Origin of the sequence: Streptomyces sp. NPDC050759, from assembly GCF_044456945.1 — a bacterium.
Taxonomy (GTDB): Bacteria; Actinomycetota; Actinomycetes; order Streptomycetales; family Streptomycetaceae; genus Streptomyces.
In genome coordinates this window covers 133,318-149,480 of sequence record NZ_JBITGI010000014.1, presented here as the reverse complement: position 1 = coordinate 149,480, position 16,163 = coordinate 133,318, and the positions used below count along the sequence as shown (strand labels likewise).

General features: G+C 70.1%; 15 protein-coding genes and 1 pseudogene. 8 read left to right on the top strand and 8 right to left on the bottom strand.

Annotation, left to right across the window (positions count from 1 at the left end):
* Positions 1-223: 223 nt before the first annotated feature.
* Positions 224-2,152: a 2-oxoacid:acceptor oxidoreductase subunit alpha gene (locus tag ACIBJB_RS34200; RefSeq protein ID WP_398936469.1), complete on the top strand. Its 1,929-nt coding sequence runs from the start codon at positions 224-226 to the stop codon at positions 2,150-2,152.
* Positions 2,145-3,224 carry a 2-oxoacid:ferredoxin oxidoreductase subunit beta gene (locus tag ACIBJB_RS34195; RefSeq protein WP_398936467.1) on the top strand — a complete coding sequence of 360 codons (1,080 nt, stop codon included), beginning with the start codon at positions 2,145-2,147 and terminating at the stop codon, positions 3,222-3,224. The genes ACIBJB_RS34200 and ACIBJB_RS34195 overlap by 8 nt, the downstream gene beginning before the upstream one ends.
* Positions 3,225-3,284: 60 nt before the next feature.
* Here ACIBJB_RS34195 and ACIBJB_RS34190 read toward each other — a convergent pair whose 3' ends face one another.
* The 3 genes from ACIBJB_RS34190 to ACIBJB_RS34180 all read right to left on the bottom strand — a co-directional run bounded on the left by ACIBJB_RS34190 (position 3,285) and on the right by ACIBJB_RS34180 (position 4,945).
* On the bottom strand, positions 3,285-3,485 hold the full coding sequence (locus ACIBJB_RS34190; RefSeq protein ID WP_398936465.1) for a hypothetical protein: 201 nt from the start codon (positions 3,483-3,485) through the stop codon (positions 3,285-3,287).
* 246 nt (positions 3,486-3,731) lie between these two features.
* Entirely contained in the window at positions 3,732-4,310 is a 579-nt protein-coding gene (locus ACIBJB_RS34185; RefSeq protein ID WP_398936462.1) for a DUF6082 family protein, read from the bottom strand.
* Positions 4,311-4,534: 224 nt separating this feature from the next.
* The gene (locus ACIBJB_RS34180) at positions 4,535-4,945 is read right to left on the bottom strand and encodes a winged helix-turn-helix transcriptional regulator (protein ID WP_398936460.1); all 411 of its coding nucleotides are present in this window, start codon (positions 4,943-4,945) and stop codon (positions 4,535-4,537) included.
* Between the two features lie 91 nt (positions 4,946-5,036).
* Here ACIBJB_RS34180 and ACIBJB_RS34175 point away from each other — a divergent pair, with 91 nt between their 5' ends.
* Together ACIBJB_RS34175 and rarD are read left to right on the top strand one after the other, a co-directional pair.
* Positions 5,037-5,891, top strand: coding sequence for an SDR family oxidoreductase (locus ACIBJB_RS34175; protein WP_398936458.1), 855 nt, complete (start codon positions 5,037-5,039; stop codon positions 5,889-5,891).
* 184 nt (positions 5,892-6,075) lie between these two features.
* The gene (gene rarD / locus ACIBJB_RS34170) at positions 6,076-7,023 is read left to right on the top strand and encodes an EamA family transporter RarD (RefSeq protein WP_398936738.1); all 948 of its coding nucleotides are present in this window, start codon (positions 6,076-6,078) and stop codon (positions 7,021-7,023) included.
* A gap of 80 nt (positions 7,024-7,103) precedes the next feature.
* Here the strand turns inward: rarD and ACIBJB_RS34165 are convergent.
* A pseudogene (locus ACIBJB_RS34165) lies at positions 7,104-8,183 on the bottom strand (MFS transporter); the annotation flags it as partial.
* 217 nt (positions 8,184-8,400) lie between these two features.
* On the opposite strand from ACIBJB_RS34165, the gene ACIBJB_RS34160 reads away from it, so the two are divergent.
* Together ACIBJB_RS34160 and ACIBJB_RS34155 are read left to right on the top strand one after the other, a co-directional pair.
* On the top strand, positions 8,401-8,868 hold the full coding sequence (locus ACIBJB_RS34160; RefSeq protein WP_398936456.1) for a VOC family protein: 468 nt from the start codon (positions 8,401-8,403) through the stop codon (positions 8,866-8,868).
* Positions 8,869-9,019: 151 nt separating this feature from the next.
* Positions 9,020-9,970, top strand: coding sequence for a M28 family metallopeptidase (locus tag ACIBJB_RS34155; protein ID WP_398936736.1), 951 nt, complete (start codon positions 9,020-9,022; stop codon positions 9,968-9,970).
* A gap of 22 nt (positions 9,971-9,992) precedes the next feature.
* Here the strand turns inward: ACIBJB_RS34155 and ACIBJB_RS34150 are convergent, their stop codons facing one another.
* Positions 9,993-11,480 (bottom strand): hypothetical protein, encoded by a 1,488-nt coding sequence (locus ACIBJB_RS34150; RefSeq protein ID WP_398936454.1) that lies wholly within the window; start codon positions 11,478-11,480, stop codon positions 9,993-9,995.
* Positions 11,481-11,609: 129 nt separating this feature from the next.
* On the opposite strand from ACIBJB_RS34150, the gene ACIBJB_RS34145 reads away from it, so the two are divergent.
* Together ACIBJB_RS34145 and ACIBJB_RS34140 are read left to right on the top strand one after the other, a co-directional pair.
* Positions 11,610-12,101, top strand: a complete 492-nt coding sequence (locus ACIBJB_RS34145; RefSeq protein ID WP_398936452.1) for a DUF6668 family protein — start codon at positions 11,610-11,612, stop codon at positions 12,099-12,101.
* Between the two features lie 269 nt (positions 12,102-12,370).
* Positions 12,371-12,961: a flavodoxin family protein gene (locus ACIBJB_RS34140; RefSeq protein WP_398936450.1), complete on the top strand. Its 591-nt coding sequence runs from the start codon at positions 12,371-12,373 to the stop codon at positions 12,959-12,961.
* Here ACIBJB_RS34140 and ACIBJB_RS34135 read toward each other — a convergent pair.
* Genes ACIBJB_RS34135 through ACIBJB_RS34125 form a run of 3 tightly spaced genes read right to left on the bottom strand, consistent with a single transcriptional unit; the run spans position 12,951 to position 16,139 of the window.
* Entirely contained in the window at positions 12,951-13,892 is a 942-nt protein-coding gene (locus tag ACIBJB_RS34135; protein WP_398936448.1) for an ABC transporter permease, read from the bottom strand. The genes ACIBJB_RS34140 and ACIBJB_RS34135 overlap by 11 nt on opposite strands.
* Complete coding sequence (locus ACIBJB_RS34130) at positions 13,879-14,871, bottom strand: ABC transporter ATP-binding protein (RefSeq protein WP_398936446.1); 993 nt, start codon at positions 14,869-14,871, stop codon at positions 13,879-13,881. Before ACIBJB_RS34130 ends, ACIBJB_RS34135 begins: the two co-directional genes overlap by 14 nt.
* Positions 14,872-14,903: 32 nt before the next feature.
* Positions 14,904-16,139, bottom strand: a complete 1,236-nt coding sequence (locus ACIBJB_RS34125) for an outer membrane lipoprotein carrier protein LolA (protein WP_398936444.1) — start codon at positions 16,137-16,139, stop codon at positions 14,904-14,906.
* Positions 16,140-16,163: the final 24 nt, after the last annotated feature.

Sequence of the window (16,163 nt, the reverse complement as noted above, 5' to 3'; positions counted from 1 at the left end):
TAACCGCCCGGGACCGAGAACCGAAGAACGATGAGGGAGCGTCTTCAAGGAAAGCGCCGGGGGGCGAGTGAAACGTGACAATTCGGGGCGTCGTACCGTCTCAAATGCGCGTCCATCATGCGAATGGCCGAGGGAAGGCGACCCCTGCGGTCGTAGGGTTGATCCTGGGAAGGCCTGCGGGAAGGCCGCTCCCGAACAGCCGCCCAGAGGGAGGTCCAGTTCAGTGACCAGTCAGGTCAGCAGCCCAGCGGAGCAGGCCGACGAAGCCGTCGTGGGAGAGCAGCGCAAAGAGGCCGGCGTGAAGGACGTCCGCCGCCTCGACCGGGTGATCATTCGTTTCGCCGGCGACTCCGGTGACGGGATGCAGCTCACGGGTGACCGTTTCACCTCGGAGACCGCGTCCTTCGGCAACGACCTGTCCACCCTTCCCAACTTCCCCGCCGAGATCCGGGCCCCTGCCGGAACCCTGCCGGGTGTCTCCTCGTTCCAGCTGCACTTCGCCGACCACGACATCCTCACGCCGGGCGACGCGCCCAACGTGCTGGTGGCCATGAACCCCGCCGCCCTCAAGGCCAACATCGCCGACCTGCCGCGCGGCGCGGAGATCATCGTCAACACGGACGAGTTCACCAAACGGGCGATGCAGAAGGTGGGGTACGCGGCCTCGCCGCTGGAGGATGGCTCGCTCGACGGTTACAGCCTTCATCCGGTCCCCCTGACCACGCTGACCGTCGAGGCCCTCAAGGATTTCGACCTCAGTCGCAAGGAGGCCGAGCGCAGCAAGAACATGTTCGCGCTCGGCCTCTTGTCGTGGATGTACCACCGGCCCACCGAGGGCACGGAGAAGTTCCTGCGGACGAAGTTCGCGAGGAAGCCGGAGATCGCCGAGGCGAACCTGGCCGCCTTCCGCGCGGGCTGGAACTTCGGCGAGACCACCGAGGACTTCGCCGTCTCCTACGAGATCGCCCCGGCGACGAAGGCCTTCCCGGTCGGCACCTACCGCAACATCTCCGGGAACCTCGCACTGTCCTACGGACTGGTCGCCGCGTCTCGCCAGGCGGACCTGCCGTTGTTCCTGGGCTCGTACCCGATCACGCCGGCCTCGGACATCCTGCACGAGCTGAGCAAGCACAAGAACTTCGGCGTACGGACCTTCCAGGCCGAGGACGAGATCGCGGGTATCGGCGCGGCCCTGGGCGCGGCCTTCGGCGGCTCGCTGGCGGTGACGACGACCTCCGGTCCTGGCGTGGCCCTGAAGTCGGAGACCATCGGTCTCGCGGTCTCCCTGGAGCTGCCGCTCCTCGTCATCGACATCCAGAGAGGCGGCCCGTCCACCGGTCTGCCGACCAAGACCGAGCAGGCGGACCTGCTGCAGGCGATGTTCGGGCGCAACGGCGAGGCGCCGGTGCCGATCGTCGCCCCCTGCACCCCGGCCGACTGCTTCGACGCGGCGCTGGAGGCGGCCCGGATCGCGCTGACCTACCGCACGCCGGTGATGCTCCTCTCGGACGGCTACCTGGCCAACGGCTCCGAGCCCTGGCGCATCCCCGAGCTGGAGGAGCTCCCGGACCTGAGGGTGCAGTTCGCGCAGGGCCCGAACCACACCCTGGACGACGGCACCGAGGTCTTCTGGCCCTACAAGCGCGACCCGCAGACCCTCGCCCGCCCCTGGGCCGTGCCCGGCACACCCGGCCTCGAGCACCGCATCGGCGGGATCGAGAAGGAGGACGGGTCGGGCAACATCTCCTACGCCCCGGCCAACCACGACTTCATGGTCCGCACCCGCCAGGCCAAGATCGACGGGATCGACGTACCGGATCTGGACGTGGACGATCCGCACGAGGCGCGCACGCTGGTGCTGGGCTGGGGATCGACGTACGGCCCCATCACGGCGGCCGTACGACGGCTGCGCACGGCCGGTGAGTCGATCGCGCAGGCGCACCTCCGCCACCTCAACCCCTTCCCGCGCAACCTGGGCGCGGTGCTCACGCGGTACGACAAGGTCGTCATCCCGGAGATGAACCTCGGACAGCTCGCCACGCTCGTCCGGGCGAAGTACCTGGTCGACGCGCACAGCTACAACCAGGTCAACGGCATGCCGTTCAAGGCCGAACAGCTCGCCACGGCTCTCAAGGAGGCCATCGATGGCTGAGACGTCCACGGAAGGCACGGGCACGATCGAGGCGCTCTCGCTGGTCCCCAAGGCCGAGGCCCGCCAGAGCATGAAGGACTTCAAGAGCGACCAGGAAGTCCGCTGGTGCCCCGGCTGCGGTGACTACGCGATCCTCGCCGCCGTCCAGGGCTTCATGCCGGAGCTCGGGCTGGCCAAGGAGAACATCGTCTTCGTCTCCGGCATCGGCTGCTCGTCGCGGTTTCCGTACTACATGAACACGTACGGCATGCACTCGATCCACGGGCGGGCGCCGGCGATCGCGACGGGCCTCGCGTCCTCGCGCCGCGACCTGTCGGTGTGGGTGGTCACGGGTGACGGAGACGCGCTGTCCATCGGAGGCAACCACCTGATCCACGCCCTGCGCCGGAACGTGAACCTGAAGATCCTGCTCTTCAACAACCGGATCTACGGCCTGACCAAGGGCCAGTACTCCCCCACCTCCGAGGTCGGCAAGATCACGAAGTCGACGCCGATGGGCTCGCTGGACGCGCCCTTCAACCCGGTGTCCCTCGCCATCGGGGCCGAGGCGTCCTTCGTGGCGCGGACGGTGGACTCGGACCGCAAGCACCTGACGCAGGTGCTGCGGGAGGCGGCCGCCCATCCGGGTACCGCGCTGATCGAGATCTACCAGAACTGCAACATCTTCAACGACGGCGCCTTCGAGGCTCTGAAGGACAAGCAGCAGGCCGAGGAGGCGGTGATCCGCCTGGAACACGGGCAGCCGATCCGCTTCGGCGCGGACCTCTCCAAGGGCGTGGTGCGGGATGCGGCGACGGGTGACCTGAAGGTGGTCACGGTGACGCCGTCGAACGAGGCGGAGATCCTCGTCCACGACGCACACTCCGCCTCCCCGACGACCGCCTTCGCCCTGTCCCGCCTGGCCGACCCGGACACGCTCCACCACACCCCGATCGGCGTGTTCCGGTCGGTGGACCGACCGGTGTACGACACGCAGATGGCGGACCAGCTGGACGCGGCGATCGAGCAGAACGGCAAGGGAGACCTGGCGGCCCTGCTGGCCGGCGGGGACACCTGGACGGTCGTGGGCTGACCGGCGCTTCACGATGGAGGGCCTGGGCGCGCTACGACGCCAGGCCCTCTTTGTGATGCGCTACGCGTCAGGAATGTCTCTCTTGGCGCGGATGAGGGTGTCGCGGCTGATCACAACGATGCGCTCGTAGTCGGCACGGGCCGCATCCGGGGGAAGCCGGGATTCCAGTGCGGCGGTGGCCTCCGTACCGATCACAGCGAAGTTGCCGTCACTGAGTTCGAAGAGGTCGGGACAACTCTCGTTGCTGTGGCTTCCCCTCATACGAGGGGGATCCCCAAGGCGACGGAGGACGGTGACGGCGTGGAATTCACTGGACACTCGGAGAGCCTTTTCATGATCCGGACGTGAGGACGCCCGGTTCAAAGTAGCAAGCCCTCGCTGGAGACGGCCCGCGTTCACAACTACACCCTGGAGAGCCGTATTTCACACCGCCGGTCGAGTATCCGCCCTCGCGTTGACGGCCTCGCCGCTCAGTCTGGAGGCTCGCCTCCGTCATGGAGGTCGTTCTCATCCGGACGGTTCGGATGGCGGCTCCCCGACGCGGCCGACGACCCACCATTCGTCCGGGTCATCGGCCAGATCTTCCATCATGGCGTCAACGGCCTTGCCGACCCGGTGTTCCAGGGACTCCTCCGGCACGCTCCGGCGATGCTCCTCCGTACGGTCCCAGTACTCGGCGAAGACGGAATTGCGGCACAGGATCCTGAGATGCCCCAGGAGTTCGTTCCACTCGAGCGAACCGACACGATGGGCCAGCAGCAGCGAGGTGTACTGCCGGTTGGCGAAGATCAGCTGTCGGCGCCTGCCCTCGGAGACTCCCTCCAGCGTGCTGCGGGCGTCCGCCAGGGACGGATCGTCGATCGTCCGGTCCATCTGCTCCATGGCGATCCGGTACTCCTGGATCAGGTTCGCCCGGTGTATCTCCTCCGTCATCAGCGTGATCTGCCGCAGCAGGCCCAGCAGGAGTTCCTCCTGGCTCCGACAGCGGCCGCGGCGGGCGAAGAACGCTCGTATCACGCTGAGTCCAGACACTGCCGCAGAACCGATCCTGCTACTACGTGCGGCCGGAGTCTGTGGCCATGTCAAGGCATCCCCCTGGATCCGGTGACCGTGCGCCGAGAAGTGGCATGGCGGGTCGGTGCACGGTGGGCGTGGGCACTCCGCATCCAGCGTGCCCGCCGACTCAAGTCGGCGCGGGAGGCGGAGAGGGGGCGCATGGGTGGACGAGGCTCGCATGTCGACCAACGCCCTGATACATGTGTGCCCCCTGGCGCCGTGTACATGCCTTCAGGCGGCCCGGGTCCGGCGTATCACCCCTGCTCAGAGCCCCTCTTCCGCGCGTCGTACACCTCCCGCGCCTCCTGCACCGCCGCCATCCTCCTCGCGGTCCACTCCGCCAGCCCGCGCACCTGTTCCGCCGCCTCGCGGCCGAGGTCGGTGAGCGAATAGTCGACCCTCGGGGGGATCACCGGCTTGGCATCCCGGTGCACCAGGCCGTCCCGCTCCAGGGTCTGCAGCGTCTGCGTCAGCATCTTCTCGCTGACACCGCGACCGAGGCCGCCGATCGCCCGGCGGAGTTCGCTGAAGCGGTGCGGGCGGTCGAGAAGCTGGATCAGGACCAGGACGCCCCACCGGCTCGTCACGTGCTCCAGGACGAGGCGGTGGGGACACATCGCTTCGGCCGACTTCTCCGGGGCGTTCATCTCAGCGCTTACTGACATGCCAGTACCTTACTTCAAAGTTGGTACTTTCGCAGAGTTAGCGCTTCACCTATGGTTAGTGCCACCGCACCCCACAAGGAGATCGCACATCATGAGCATCGTCGTCACCGGAGCCACCGGACACCTCGGCCGCCACGTCGTCGAGCAGCTGCTCGAGAAGGTCCCGGCCGAGCAGATCACCGCCGTCGTGCGTACCCCGGAGAAGGCCGCCGACTTCGCCGCCAAGGGCGTGAAGATAGCGGTCGCCGACTACAACAGCCCCGAGACCTTCGACAAGGTCTTCGCGGCCGGCGACAAGGTGCTGCTGATCTCCGGCAACGAGTTCGACAAGGGCCGCCCCGCCCAGCACCAGGTCGTCATCGACGCCGCCAAGGCCGCGAACGTGGCGCTCCTCGCGTACACCAGCGCCCCGGGCAGCCTCAAGGCCGCGCTCGCCGACGACCACCGGGCCACCGAGGAGGCGCTCCTCGCCTCCGGCGTGACCTACTCGCTGCTGCGCAACGGCTGGTACAACGAGAACTACACCGAGAACCTCGCCCCCGTCCTGGAGCACGGCGCCGTGGTGCAGGCGGCCGGCGACGGTCGCGTCTCCTCCGCCTCGCGCGCCGACTACGCGGCCGCCGCCGTGGCCGTGCTGACCGGCGAGGGGCACGAGAACACGACGTACGAGCTGGGCGGCGACGAGCCCTGGGGCTTCGCCGAGTACGCGGCCGAGCTGAGCCGGCAGACCGGCAAGGAGATCGCCTACAACGCCGTCTCCGTCGAGGCCTACACCGGGATCCTGACGGGCGTAGGACTGCCGGCCCCGCTCGCCGCGACCCTCGCCGGTGTCGACGCCTCCATCGCGAAGGGCGAGCTGGTCGTCACCTCCGGCGACCTGTCCCGGCTGACCGGCCGTCCGGCCACCCCGATCGCCGAGTCGATCGCGGTCGCGCTCAAGGGCTGACACTCCCCCAGCCGGCCCTGGGACCGACACCCCCGGCTGTCATGACCGTATAGCGATACGGGCATGACAGCCGGGGGTGCTCGGCGTTACCTTCGTGCGGGCGAGGACGGCGCGAGGAGGAGAGTCCGTGAAGTCGAGGGGCGAGGGGCACATAGGTCTGCTGAACGGCTTCGCCGCGTACGGGATGTGGGGCCTCGTCCCCCTCTTCTGGCCGCTGCTCAAGCCCGCCGGGGCCGCGGAGATCCTCGCCCACCGGATGGTGTGGTCGCTCGTCTTCGTCGCCGTCGCGCTGGTCTTCGTACGGCGTTGGGCCTGGGCCGGTGAGCTGCTGCGGCAGCCGCGCAGACTGGCGCTGATCACCGTCGCCGCCGCCGTCATCACCGTGAACTGGGGCGTCTACATCTGGGCCGTCAACAGCGGTCACGTGGTCGAGGCCTCGCTCGGGTACTTCATCAATCCGCTGGTCACCATCGCGATGGGCGTGCTGCTGCTCAAGGAGCGGCTGCGGCCCGTGCAGTGGACGGCGGTCGGGGTGGGCGCCGCCGCCGTGCTCGTCCTCACCGTCGGATACGGCCGGCCCCCGTGGATCTCCCTCACCCTCGCCTTCTCCTTCGCCACCTACGGCCTGGTCAAGAAGAAGGTGAACCTCGGCGGCGTGGAGTCGCTGGCCGCCGAGACCGCGATCCAGTTCCTGCCCGCGCTCGGGTATCTGCTGTGGCTGAGCTCGCACGGCGACCTGAGCTTCGCCTCCGAGGGGCCGGGGCACGCGGCGCTGCTCGCCTCGACCGGCATCGTCACCGCGCTCCCCCTGGTCTGCTTCGGCGCGGCGGCGATCCGCGTGCCGCTGTCCACGCTGGGACTGCTCCAGTACCTGGCCCCGGTCTTCCAGTTCCTGCTCGGCATCTTCTACTTCGGCGAGGCCATGCCACCCGAGCGCTGGGCCGGGTTCGCGCTGGTCTGGCTGGCGTTGACGCTGCTCACCTGGGACGCCCTGCGCACCGCGCGGACGCTCAGGAGGGAGATCACGAGGCCCACCACCACCATGACGACGGGCACCGTCAGCGCCGTACGGAAGGCGGAGAGCCTGGCCTCGGGTCCGGAGTCGCCGGCCTCGCCCAGCGCCAGGCCGTAGACCGCCGTCACGGCGGAGATCCCGATCGCCGAACCGAACTGGCTCGCCGTGTGCAGCAGCCCACTCGCGAGGCCCTGCTCGGACTCGGCGACCCCGTCCGTCGCCGCGATCGTCAACGGCCCGTACGCCAGCGCGAAGGCGGTGCCGGCGATGATCAGCGTCGGGAACATCGCCAGGTAGGGCCAGTCCATGCCGACCGGCAGGAAGAGGCCGTAGGCGAGCACCGCCAGCAGGAAGCCGCCGACGATCACGGGTACGTTGCCGAAGCGGGCGACGAGCCTCGGGGTGAGCGTGGGCGCGAGCACCGCGTCGCAGCCCATGATCACCAGGGCGATCGCGGTCTGTACCGAGGACCAGCCGCGCAGTTCCTGGAGATAGAGCGTCACCACGAACTGGAAGCCGAAGAAGGCCCCGACGAACAGCAGCGCCCCGAGGTCGGCCCGCACGACCGGTCCCGTGCGCAGGATCCCGAGCCGGACCAGGGGGTGCGCGGCCCGGCGTTCCACGCCGACGAAGGCGGCCCCGAGCAGCAGCGCCCCGAGGGCGGACGCCGTCGTCGACCGCCACGCGTCCAGGCCGTGTTCCAGGCGTACGACGGTGTAGGCGGCCAGCAGCATGGCGCCGGCGGCGGTCAGGGTGCCGAGCAGGTCGAAGCCGTGCCCGGTCGGCGGCGGGGCGGGCCGGCGCGGGATCAGCCGGAAGGCCGCCAGGAGCAGGGCGCCGGCCATCAGCACCGGCGCGAAGAACACCCAGCGCCAGCCGAGCGCGGTGAGCAGGCCGCCGATCACCAGGCCGAGGGAGAAACCGCCGGCTCCGGTGCCCGCGTAGACCAGCAGGGCCTTGTTGCGCTTCGGACCCTCCTCGTAGGACGTGGTGATCAGGGACAGCGCGGCCGGGGTCATGAAGGCGGAGGAGACGCCGGTGACGAAGCGGGCGACCACCAGCATCCAGCCCTCGGTCGCCAGGCCTCCGAGGCCCGAGAAGGCGAGGAAGACCGTCAGCCAGACCAGGAACATCCGGCGGCGGCCGAGCAGGTCCGCCGCGCGCCCGCCGAGGAGGGTGAAACCGGCGTAGCCGAGCACATAGGCGCTGACCACCCAGGCCGCTGTGTCGGTCGCGAGCCCGAGATCGGACCGGATCGAGGGGATCGCGACGGCCATCATCGCGATGTCGGCGCCCTCCAAGAAGATCGTTCCGCAGAGGACGAGCAACAGCGCCCAGGCGCGTGCGCCCATGGCAACACTCCATCGTCAGGGGAGTTACTCGACTGAGGGTCAGTCTCCTCCGATCACCGTGACGCCTGCCCCTTCCCATAGGACACCCGCGAGGACTGCAAGGTAAGGCAGATCCTCGACCGGGACGGCTATAAGTGACTCCATGACGCAGACCACACCCGCACCCCTGCACTGGAAACTGGTCGTCGACGCCCGCGACCCACACGCCCAGGCCGACTTCTGGGCCGCCGCTCTGCACTACGTGGTCGAGGACAACGACGCGCTCATCCAGCGGTTGCTGGAGCTCGGCGCGCTGCCGCGCGAGGCCACCGTCGAGTACCACGCGCGCCTCGCCTTCCGGGACCTGGTCGCCGTACGGCATCCCGAGGACCCGTACGACAAGGACAGCGGCACGGGTCGCGGCCGGCGGCTGCTGTTCCAGCGGGTGCCGGAGGCGAAGACCGTCAAGAACCGGCTCCATCTCGACGTGCACGCCGGCGACGGACGGCGGGCGGCCGAGGTCGAGCGGCTGACGGGGCTCGGGGCGAGCGTGCTGCGGGAGGTGAAGGAGCAGGGCGGCGAGTGGGTGGTGATGGCGGATCCGGAGGGGAACGAGTTCTGCGTGCAATGACCCCATGAGAGCGAGGGGGTCCGTTATGCGAACGCCCGTGACCGGATTCCGCCCTTGACGGTGAGTCAACCCCAGCTTCACCATCCAGGCACCCATTCGCTGTGGAATCCCTGTGACTTCAGGGGTTCCCATGGAATTCGGAGCCCCCCACATGAAGCTCTCGGTTCCCGGACGCGTCACGGCCACCGCCGTCGTCGCAGCCGTCTCCCTCCTGGCCGGCGGATCCATAGCCGGCGCGGCCCCCGCGGGGCAGCCCGCGGTGGCCGCGGCCCCGGACATCCCGGTGGTCAACGTGAAGGCGCATCTGGCCCAGCTGCAGTCCATCGCCACCGCCAACGGCGGCAACCGCGCGCACGGCCGCGCCGGTTACAAAGCGTCGCTCGACTATGTGAAGGCCAAGCTGGACGCCGCCGGATTCACCACGGCCATCCAGCAGTTCACGTCCTCCAGCCGCACCGGCTACAACCTGATCGCCGACTGGCCGGGCGGCGACACCAACCAGGTGGTCATGTCCGGCTCGCACCTGGACAGCGTGACGGCGGGCGCGGGCATCAACGACAACGGGTCCGGTTCGGCGGCCGTACTGGAGACCGCGCTCGCGGTGTCCCGGGCCGGTTACCAGCCCACGAAGCACCTGCGGTTCGCTTGGTGGGGCGCGGAGGAGCTGGGCATGGTGGGGTCGAGGTATTACGTCAACAGCCTGTCGACGGCGAACCGTTCAAGGATCAGCGGCTACCTCAACTTCGACATGATCGGCTCGCCCAACCCCGGGTACTTCGTCTACGACGACGACCCGGCCATCGAGAAGACCTTCAAGGCGTACTACGCCGGTCTCGGCGTCCCGACCGAGATCGAGACCGAGGGCGACGGCCGCTCCGACCACGCACCCTTCAAGAACGCGGGCGTGCCGGTGGGCGGGCTGTTCAGCGGAGCGGACTACGTCAAGACGGCGGCGCAGGCGGCCAAGTGGGGCGGGACCTCGGGGCTGGCCTTCGACCGCTGCTACCACGCGTCGTGCGACACCACGGCCAACATCGACGACACGGCACTGGACCGCAACAGTGGCGCGGTGGCGTACGCGGTGTGGGAACTGTCCCGGTAACGCGGTAACAGGCCTTCCCGGGCTACTGGTCCGCGTTCCGTGCGCGTTCCGCGAGGCGGAGCATGCGGGCGCGGGCCGACTCCAGCTTGTCGGGTTCCTCGGCCGCCGGGCCTTCTCCGGCGGCCAGGTCCGTCCACAGGGTGAGCAGGTCGCGGCCGAGTTCCAGGCCCCGCAGCGGATCACGTACGGCCTTCCACGCGGTGGCCGCGCTGTGTACGTTGCCGTAGGCCGCCTCGGCGTCTCCGGCGCGGTGGTGGATGTCGGCCAGGTCGAGGGAGATCTCCGCGGCGCGGACCGGCTCGCCGCCCAAGTAGGCGATGTAGGCGGCGAGTTCACGCACCCGCAGCACATCGGGATGCTCGGCGCCCAAGGTCTCGGACGCCTCGCCGACCACCCGCTCCGCCAGTTCGGCGGCAAGGTCCGTCCGTCCCTCCCGCACCGCCTCACTGATCCGCCCGACGGGCTCCGCGAGAACGGCGCCGTCCTCCACCACCAGCCCCTCCCCCAGCAGGGCCTCGGCCACGGCGTCGAACCCCCGCACGGGGGTCGGCTGGGGACCGGGGTCGTCCAGGAGGGGGACGGCATCGATGAGCGGGGCGGCGGCACGAGGGGCGGGCGAGGCCGACGGGAGCGGCTGCGGCACACCGGCGAAACCGGCCGAGGGCAGGGGCTTGGGCTCCAGCGCGGGCGCGGGCGGCGAGTCGCTTGGCGGCTGCGGGGCGGGGACGGCGTCCGACGGCGGAGGGACGGGGGTAGGGCCGGGGGTGGGGACTGCGTCCGACGGCGGAGGGACGGGAGACGGCACGGCGTCCGACGGCTGCGGGGCCGGGGTCGGAGCGGGGCCGGGCTGTGGCAGGGGCCTGGGGGCGTAGGCGGGGTCGGTCGGTGACAGCGGGGCGGGGGTCGGGCTCGCGTCCATGACGGGGGGCGGGCCGAACTCGCCCGTCGGGGGTGCGACCGTCCCGGGGGGCTGAGCCGGAGCCGGGTCGGTGCGCCGAGGGTGCGGCAGCCGTCGTAGGACCTGGGTCGGGGAGGGTTCGGCGTCCGCCGGCTGCGGCTCGGGCAGGTTCCGCAGCCGGGACGTGGGAGCCGGGTCCCGCGTCGGCTCGTCGAGTGACCGCGGGAGCTGCGAGGGCTCCTCGTGCGGGGCAGCGGCTGCGGACGGCCAGGGCGTCTCCGCGGACTCCTCGCCCGCGCCGAACGGCGGACCCTCCGACGGAGCCATCCGTACGGGCTCCGCGGTGAAACGGCTGGAGCCGTCCGTCGTGACTTCCAGCGGGACCACGTACCCGATGCGGGCGTCGTGGATCGTGGCGTGGACGGGGTGCCCGCCGGTGAGGGCGAGATGGTGGAGGTGGGTCAGGACGGTCTGGTGGAGTTCCTCGCCGGGCGGGGCGGTGACCGGTGCTCCGGCCACCGTCGCGGACTCACCCGTCAGGGGGACGCGGACGTCGATCGGGGTCGCACCCCGCTGCTGGTCCCGCTTCTTTTCGCGGCTGAGTCGAGACATCTCATCCCTCACGGTCGTGCACGTACTGTCGAGTCTCGCCGCTCGCCCCCGGTTCTCAGGTCACCGTGATGTCACAGGCCTGTCCCAGCAGGTGGAGGGCGAGTGGGATGACGGGGTCGGGACCCGGGCATGGGGACCGACGTGCGGCGAGAGGTGGAGAGCGTGCAGCAGGGGCCGGAGATCTGGATCCGCGGGCCGGTGGCCCCGCCCGGGAGGCGGTTCGCGTGGGTCGGCACGCATGGCGGCGCCGGCGTCTCCACCCTGGCCGCCGTCTACGGCGGCCACGACAGCGGACGTGACTGGCCGGGCCCCGGTGCGCCGGCCTCCGTCCTGCTCGTCGCCCGTACACACGCCGCGGGTCTGCTCGCCGCCCGCCGCGGCCTGGAGCTCTTCCGGCGCGGGGAGCACCCGCCCGGGCTCGACCTCGACGCCGTCGTCCTCGTCGCGGACGCCCCGGGCCGGCTCCCGCGCCCGCTCGCCCGGCAGCTCAAGGAGATCGAGTCCACGGTGGACGTGTACCGCGTGCCCTGGGTCCCCGCGTGGCGCCTCGGTGACCTGGACGGAACCCCGCCTCGCGGGACCGAGGCGCTGGTCCGGCTCACCCGGGCCGCCGCCCCGTGACGGCCGAGGACTCCGACTGACTTCCCTCTCCTCCCGGGACATCGCTTCAGCGGTACGTGCGCACTCATTGCGGGCCGTCGACGTCGTCGCCTCCGCCCTGGTGCGGTTCCGGCGGGTGGATCCGGAGCTGGGCGCGTTCGCCGGGGTGCCGCCAACGACCGCCCTGGCTCGCCACTGGACAGGTAAATGCGCACGCATATAATGCATGTGCGAGGATTTACCGTACGTCGATCACCGCCGATCACAGCCGATCACCCGAGGGATCTCCCATGACACGCCGTTTCCTGTTCGTGCTCGGCAGCAGCCGCAGCGACGGCAACACCGAACTGCTGGCCCGCCGGGCCGCCGAGCAACTGCCCTCTGACGTCGAGCAGCAGTGGATCGACCTCACGGAGCATTCGTTGCCCGACTTCGAGGCTCTCCTCCACGACACCGACCACGTGCGTCCGACGATCGGCAACACGGCACTGCTGTTCGATGCGACGCTCGCGGCGACGGACATCGTCATCGCTTCCCCGCTGTACTGGTACTCGGTCTCCGCCCACATCAAGCGCTATCTGGACCACTGGGCCGGCTGGCTGCGCACTCCGGGCGTCGAGTTCAAGGCGACCATGGCCGGGCGCACGCTGTGGGGCGTCACCGCGATGGCACACCAGGAGTTCGAGGTCGCCGACCCGCTGGTCGGCACCCTCAGCAACTCGGCCGCCTACATGGGCATGCGCTTCGGCGGGGTGCTGCTCGGCAACGGCAACAAGCCCGGTGCCGTGCTGAGGGACACCGATGCCCTCGCCCGCGCGAAGACGTTCTTCGAGCAGGAGGCGCCGCTGGCGCGGTTCCCCTATGAACAGCTCACGCCGTGATGTCCTTCGCCATGAACCTCGCCCACGCCGCCGAGCCGAACACCGCCGCGTACAGGGCCTGGAGGCCGAGGTTCTTCACCAGGCCGTCCCAGTAGACCGGTTCGCGCATGAGGTCGGCGAAGGACAGCCAGTAGTGGGAGAAGAAGTACGGCTGCAGCGCGTGCAGTTGGGGGATCTGGTCGAGGATCTGGACCGTGATCAGCAGGCCCACCGTCGTGGCCATCGCCGCGATGCCGCTGCTCGTGAGCGTCGAGACGAACAGGCCGAGGGCCGCCACGCCGGTCAGTGACGCGGCCACCACCAGGGCGATCAGCAGGGCTCTTCCCAGTCCCTCCGTGAAGGTGATCTGAGTGCCGGAGATCGTCGTCAGGTCCCCGAGCGGGAAGAGGATGGCCCCCACCGTCAGCGCCGAGAGGGCTACCACGAGGGTGGCGACCAGGCAGAACACCATCACCGTCGCGTACTTGGTGAGGAGCAGCCGGGTGCGGCCCGCCGGGGCGACCAGGAGGTAGCGCAGGGTACCGGCGTTGGCCTCGCCCGCGATCGCGTCGCCCGCGATGACGCCGACGGACATCGGGAGGAAGAAGGGGAGGGTCGCGGCGAGGGCGGTGAAGACCAGGAAGAGGCCGTTGTTGGTGATCTGCGAGATGAAGGCGGGGCCACCACCACCGTCGGCGCCGGCCGAGGAGCCGTCGCTGGTCTCGATCTTCACTGCGATGCCTACGAGGATCGGGACCGCCGCGAGTACGGCGAGGAGAGCGAGGGTTCGCCAGCGGCGGAAGGTGGTGAGCAGTTCGTTGCGCAGGAGGGTGCCGAGGAAGGTTGTACGACGGCTGCGGGCGGGTTGTGGCTGGTCGCGCCCGCGCGGCGGTAGCCGCACATTCGACACGGCCCCGCGCCCCTGCGGGGCGCTCAGCTCAGCCTGCGACATCGAAGCCCTCCCCCGTCAACGCTACGAAGGCGTCCTCCAGGGAGGCTCGTTCGACACCGAAGCCCCGTACCCGTACCCCTGCCGTCACCAACGCGGCGTTGATGGCGGCGAGTTCGCCCTCCGGAGGGTCGGACGTCACCCGGTCCTCGTCGATGACCACATCACCGACCCCCTGCTCCTTCAGCACCCGCGCCGCGTCCGTCGTGTCCGGTGTCGTGACCACCAGCCTGCTCCTCGCGCCCGCCGCGAGGTCGCTCACCGATCCCTGGGTGATCAGGCGGCCCTGGGCCATCACCGCTGCGTGGGTGCATACCTGTTCGATCTCGTCGAGGAGGTGGGAGGAGAGGAAGACGGTGGTGCCGTCCGAGGCCAGCTCTCTCACCAGGGAACGGATCTCGCGCATGCCCTGTGGGTCCAGGCCGTTGGTCGGTTCGTCCAGGACCAGGAGTCTGCGGGGCTGGAGCAGGGCCGCCGCCAGGCCGAGGCGCTGTTTCATGCCCAGCGAGTACGCCTTCGCCTTCTTGCCGGCGGCGGCCGCCAGGCCCACCCGGTCCAGGGCCGCTGCCACGCGGGTGCCCCGGGTGCGGGGGTCGGCGGTCGGGTCCGCGGCGTCGTAGCGGATGAGGTTGTCGCGGCCGGAGAGGAAGCCGTAGAGGGCCGGGCCCTCGATGAGCGCGCCGACGTGCGGGAGTACGGTCCGGGAGGCGCGCGGCATGGGGTGGCCCAGGACGCGCGCCGAGCCGGAGGTCGGTTCGATGAGGCCCATCAGCATGCGGATGGTGGTGGTCTTGCCGGAGCCGTTCGGGCCGAGGAAGCCGAAGACGCTGCCCGCCGGGACGGTCAGGTCGAGACCGTCCACGGCGAGCTGTCCGCCGCGGTAGCGCTTGGTGAGGGCGTGGGTGCGGATGACGCCGTCACCCGCGTCTCCGCCCTCGCGCGCCCCCTCCGGATCCGGCTCCGTGGCGGACGGCTGGTCCATCGGCTCCCTCGATTCGTCGTGCCGTGCGCGTCCTACTTCGCCGCGTCGGCCGCCTTCACCAGCGCGTCCTTGGTGACCGCGCCGACGTAGACCTTGCCGTCGTCGGTGATCAGGGCGTTGATCAGGCGGGTCTTGAAGACGGTGCCCTCGCCGAACTTCCCGGAGACCTTGTCGCCGAGCGAGTCCAGGAAGCCGCCGACGTCACCGCCGACCTCGGAGCCGGACGGGACGCCCTGGCCGCCGGTGTCGAAGGTGGCTATGGAGTCCCAGCCGTCCCCGATGACGTTCAGCCCCTCGGGGCCGCCCTTGCCGAACTCGTCGGCCGAGCCCTTGCCGAAGCCCTCGGGGTGCTCGGAACGCTCGGAGCGCCCGGGCGCCTTGGTGGCGTCCCCCTCCTCGACCTTCGCGCCCTTGGGCGGGGTGAAGTCGAAGGTCGAGGCGGCCGGCTTGGCGAAGCTGACCTGGGTGAAGCCCGCGTCCACGACGGCGGAACCGCCGCTCGCCGGCGTCAGCGTGAACTTCAGCGGCAGCCCGGTCTTCGAGTCCACGGCCACGGTGATCTGGCCGACCGTCGACCCTTCGTCCTTGGGCTTGATGACGAGCCGGTAGGCGTCCCGCCCCGCGACCTGCGCGGTGCCGTCCACCGTCACCGACGTGGTCTTGTCGGCGGCCTTGAGAGCCTCCTCGGCGAGGTCCTTGGGCGTCGCCGGGAGCTCTTCCTTCTGCTTCCCGTCGCTCTCGGAGGCCGTGGTGTGGAAGACCGAGTTGGACTTGCTGTCGTAGCCCCAGACGTCCTTGCCGTTGTGGATGAGGCTGTATTCGGCCGCGTTCTCCAGCAGCGAGACCTTCTGCCTGTTCTCGCCGTCGGCCGCGACGCGCAGTGTGTGCGTGCCGGAGGCGAGCTCGGTGAGCTTGGTGGAGGGGTCGGCGGAGGAGCCGTCGCCCGAGCCTGAGGGCCCGGCGGCGGAGCCGAACGAGCTCTCCAGGCCGCCGAGGTCCGGCAGCCCCAGATCCGTGGTGATCTTCACGGTGCCGGAAAGCTGCTGTACGTCCGATGCGGCGATCTTCTCGATGAGTTCCTGGGCGCTGATCTTCGGCAGGTCGGGGTCACCGGAGTCGGCGAGCGCCGGGACGAGCCCGATGGTCGCCGCCGCGATGCCCACCACCGTGGCCGGCACGGCGTATCGCGCGGCCTTGCGGCGGCGCGCGGAGCGCAGCTCTTCGGCGTCCGCGGCGGTCGCGCTGTCGTCGGATTCGTACGGTGCCATGTGTGCCTTACCTCCGTCGTCGGC

Coding starts and splice junctions, on each gene's coding strand:
- ACIBJB_RS34140 (WP_398936450.1), top strand. CDS start 12,371: ATGACACGCCGTTTCCTGTTCGTGCTCGGCAGCAGCCGCAGCGACGGC.
- ACIBJB_RS34155 (WP_398936736.1), top strand. CDS start 9,020: ATGAAGCTCTCGGTTCCCGGACGCGTCACGGCCACCGCCGTCGTCGCA.
- rarD (WP_398936738.1), top strand. CDS start 6,076: ATGTGGGGCCTCGTCCCCCTCTTCTGGCCGCTGCTCAAGCCCGCCGGG.
- ACIBJB_RS34150 (WP_398936454.1), bottom strand. CDS start 11,480: ATGTCTCGACTCAGCCGCGAAAAGAAGCGGGACCAGCAGCGGGGTGCG.
- ACIBJB_RS34135 (WP_398936448.1), bottom strand. CDS start 13,892: ATGTCGCAGGCTGAGCTGAGCGCCCCGCAGGGGCGCGGGGCCGTGTCG.
- ACIBJB_RS34125 (WP_398936444.1), bottom strand. CDS start 16,139: ATGGCACCGTACGAATCCGACGACAGCGCGACCGCCGCGGACGCCGAA.
- ACIBJB_RS34130 (WP_398936446.1), bottom strand. CDS start 14,871: ATGGACCAGCCGTCCGCCACGGAGCCGGATCCGGAGGGGGCGCGCGAG.
- ACIBJB_RS34195 (WP_398936467.1), top strand. CDS start 2,145: ATGGCTGAGACGTCCACGGAAGGCACGGGCACGATCGAGGCGCTCTCG.
- ACIBJB_RS34160 (WP_398936456.1), top strand. CDS start 8,401: ATGACGCAGACCACACCCGCACCCCTGCACTGGAAACTGGTCGTCGAC.
- ACIBJB_RS34175 (WP_398936458.1), top strand. CDS start 5,037: ATGAGCATCGTCGTCACCGGAGCCACCGGACACCTCGGCCGCCACGTC.
- ACIBJB_RS34145 (WP_398936452.1), top strand. CDS start 11,610: ATGGGGACCGACGTGCGGCGAGAGGTGGAGAGCGTGCAGCAGGGGCCG.
- ACIBJB_RS34190 (WP_398936465.1), bottom strand. CDS start 3,485: ATGAGGGGAAGCCACAGCAACGAGAGTTGTCCCGACCTCTTCGAACTC.
- ACIBJB_RS34180 (WP_398936460.1), bottom strand. CDS start 4,945: ATGTCAGTAAGCGCTGAGATGAACGCCCCGGAGAAGTCGGCCGAAGCG.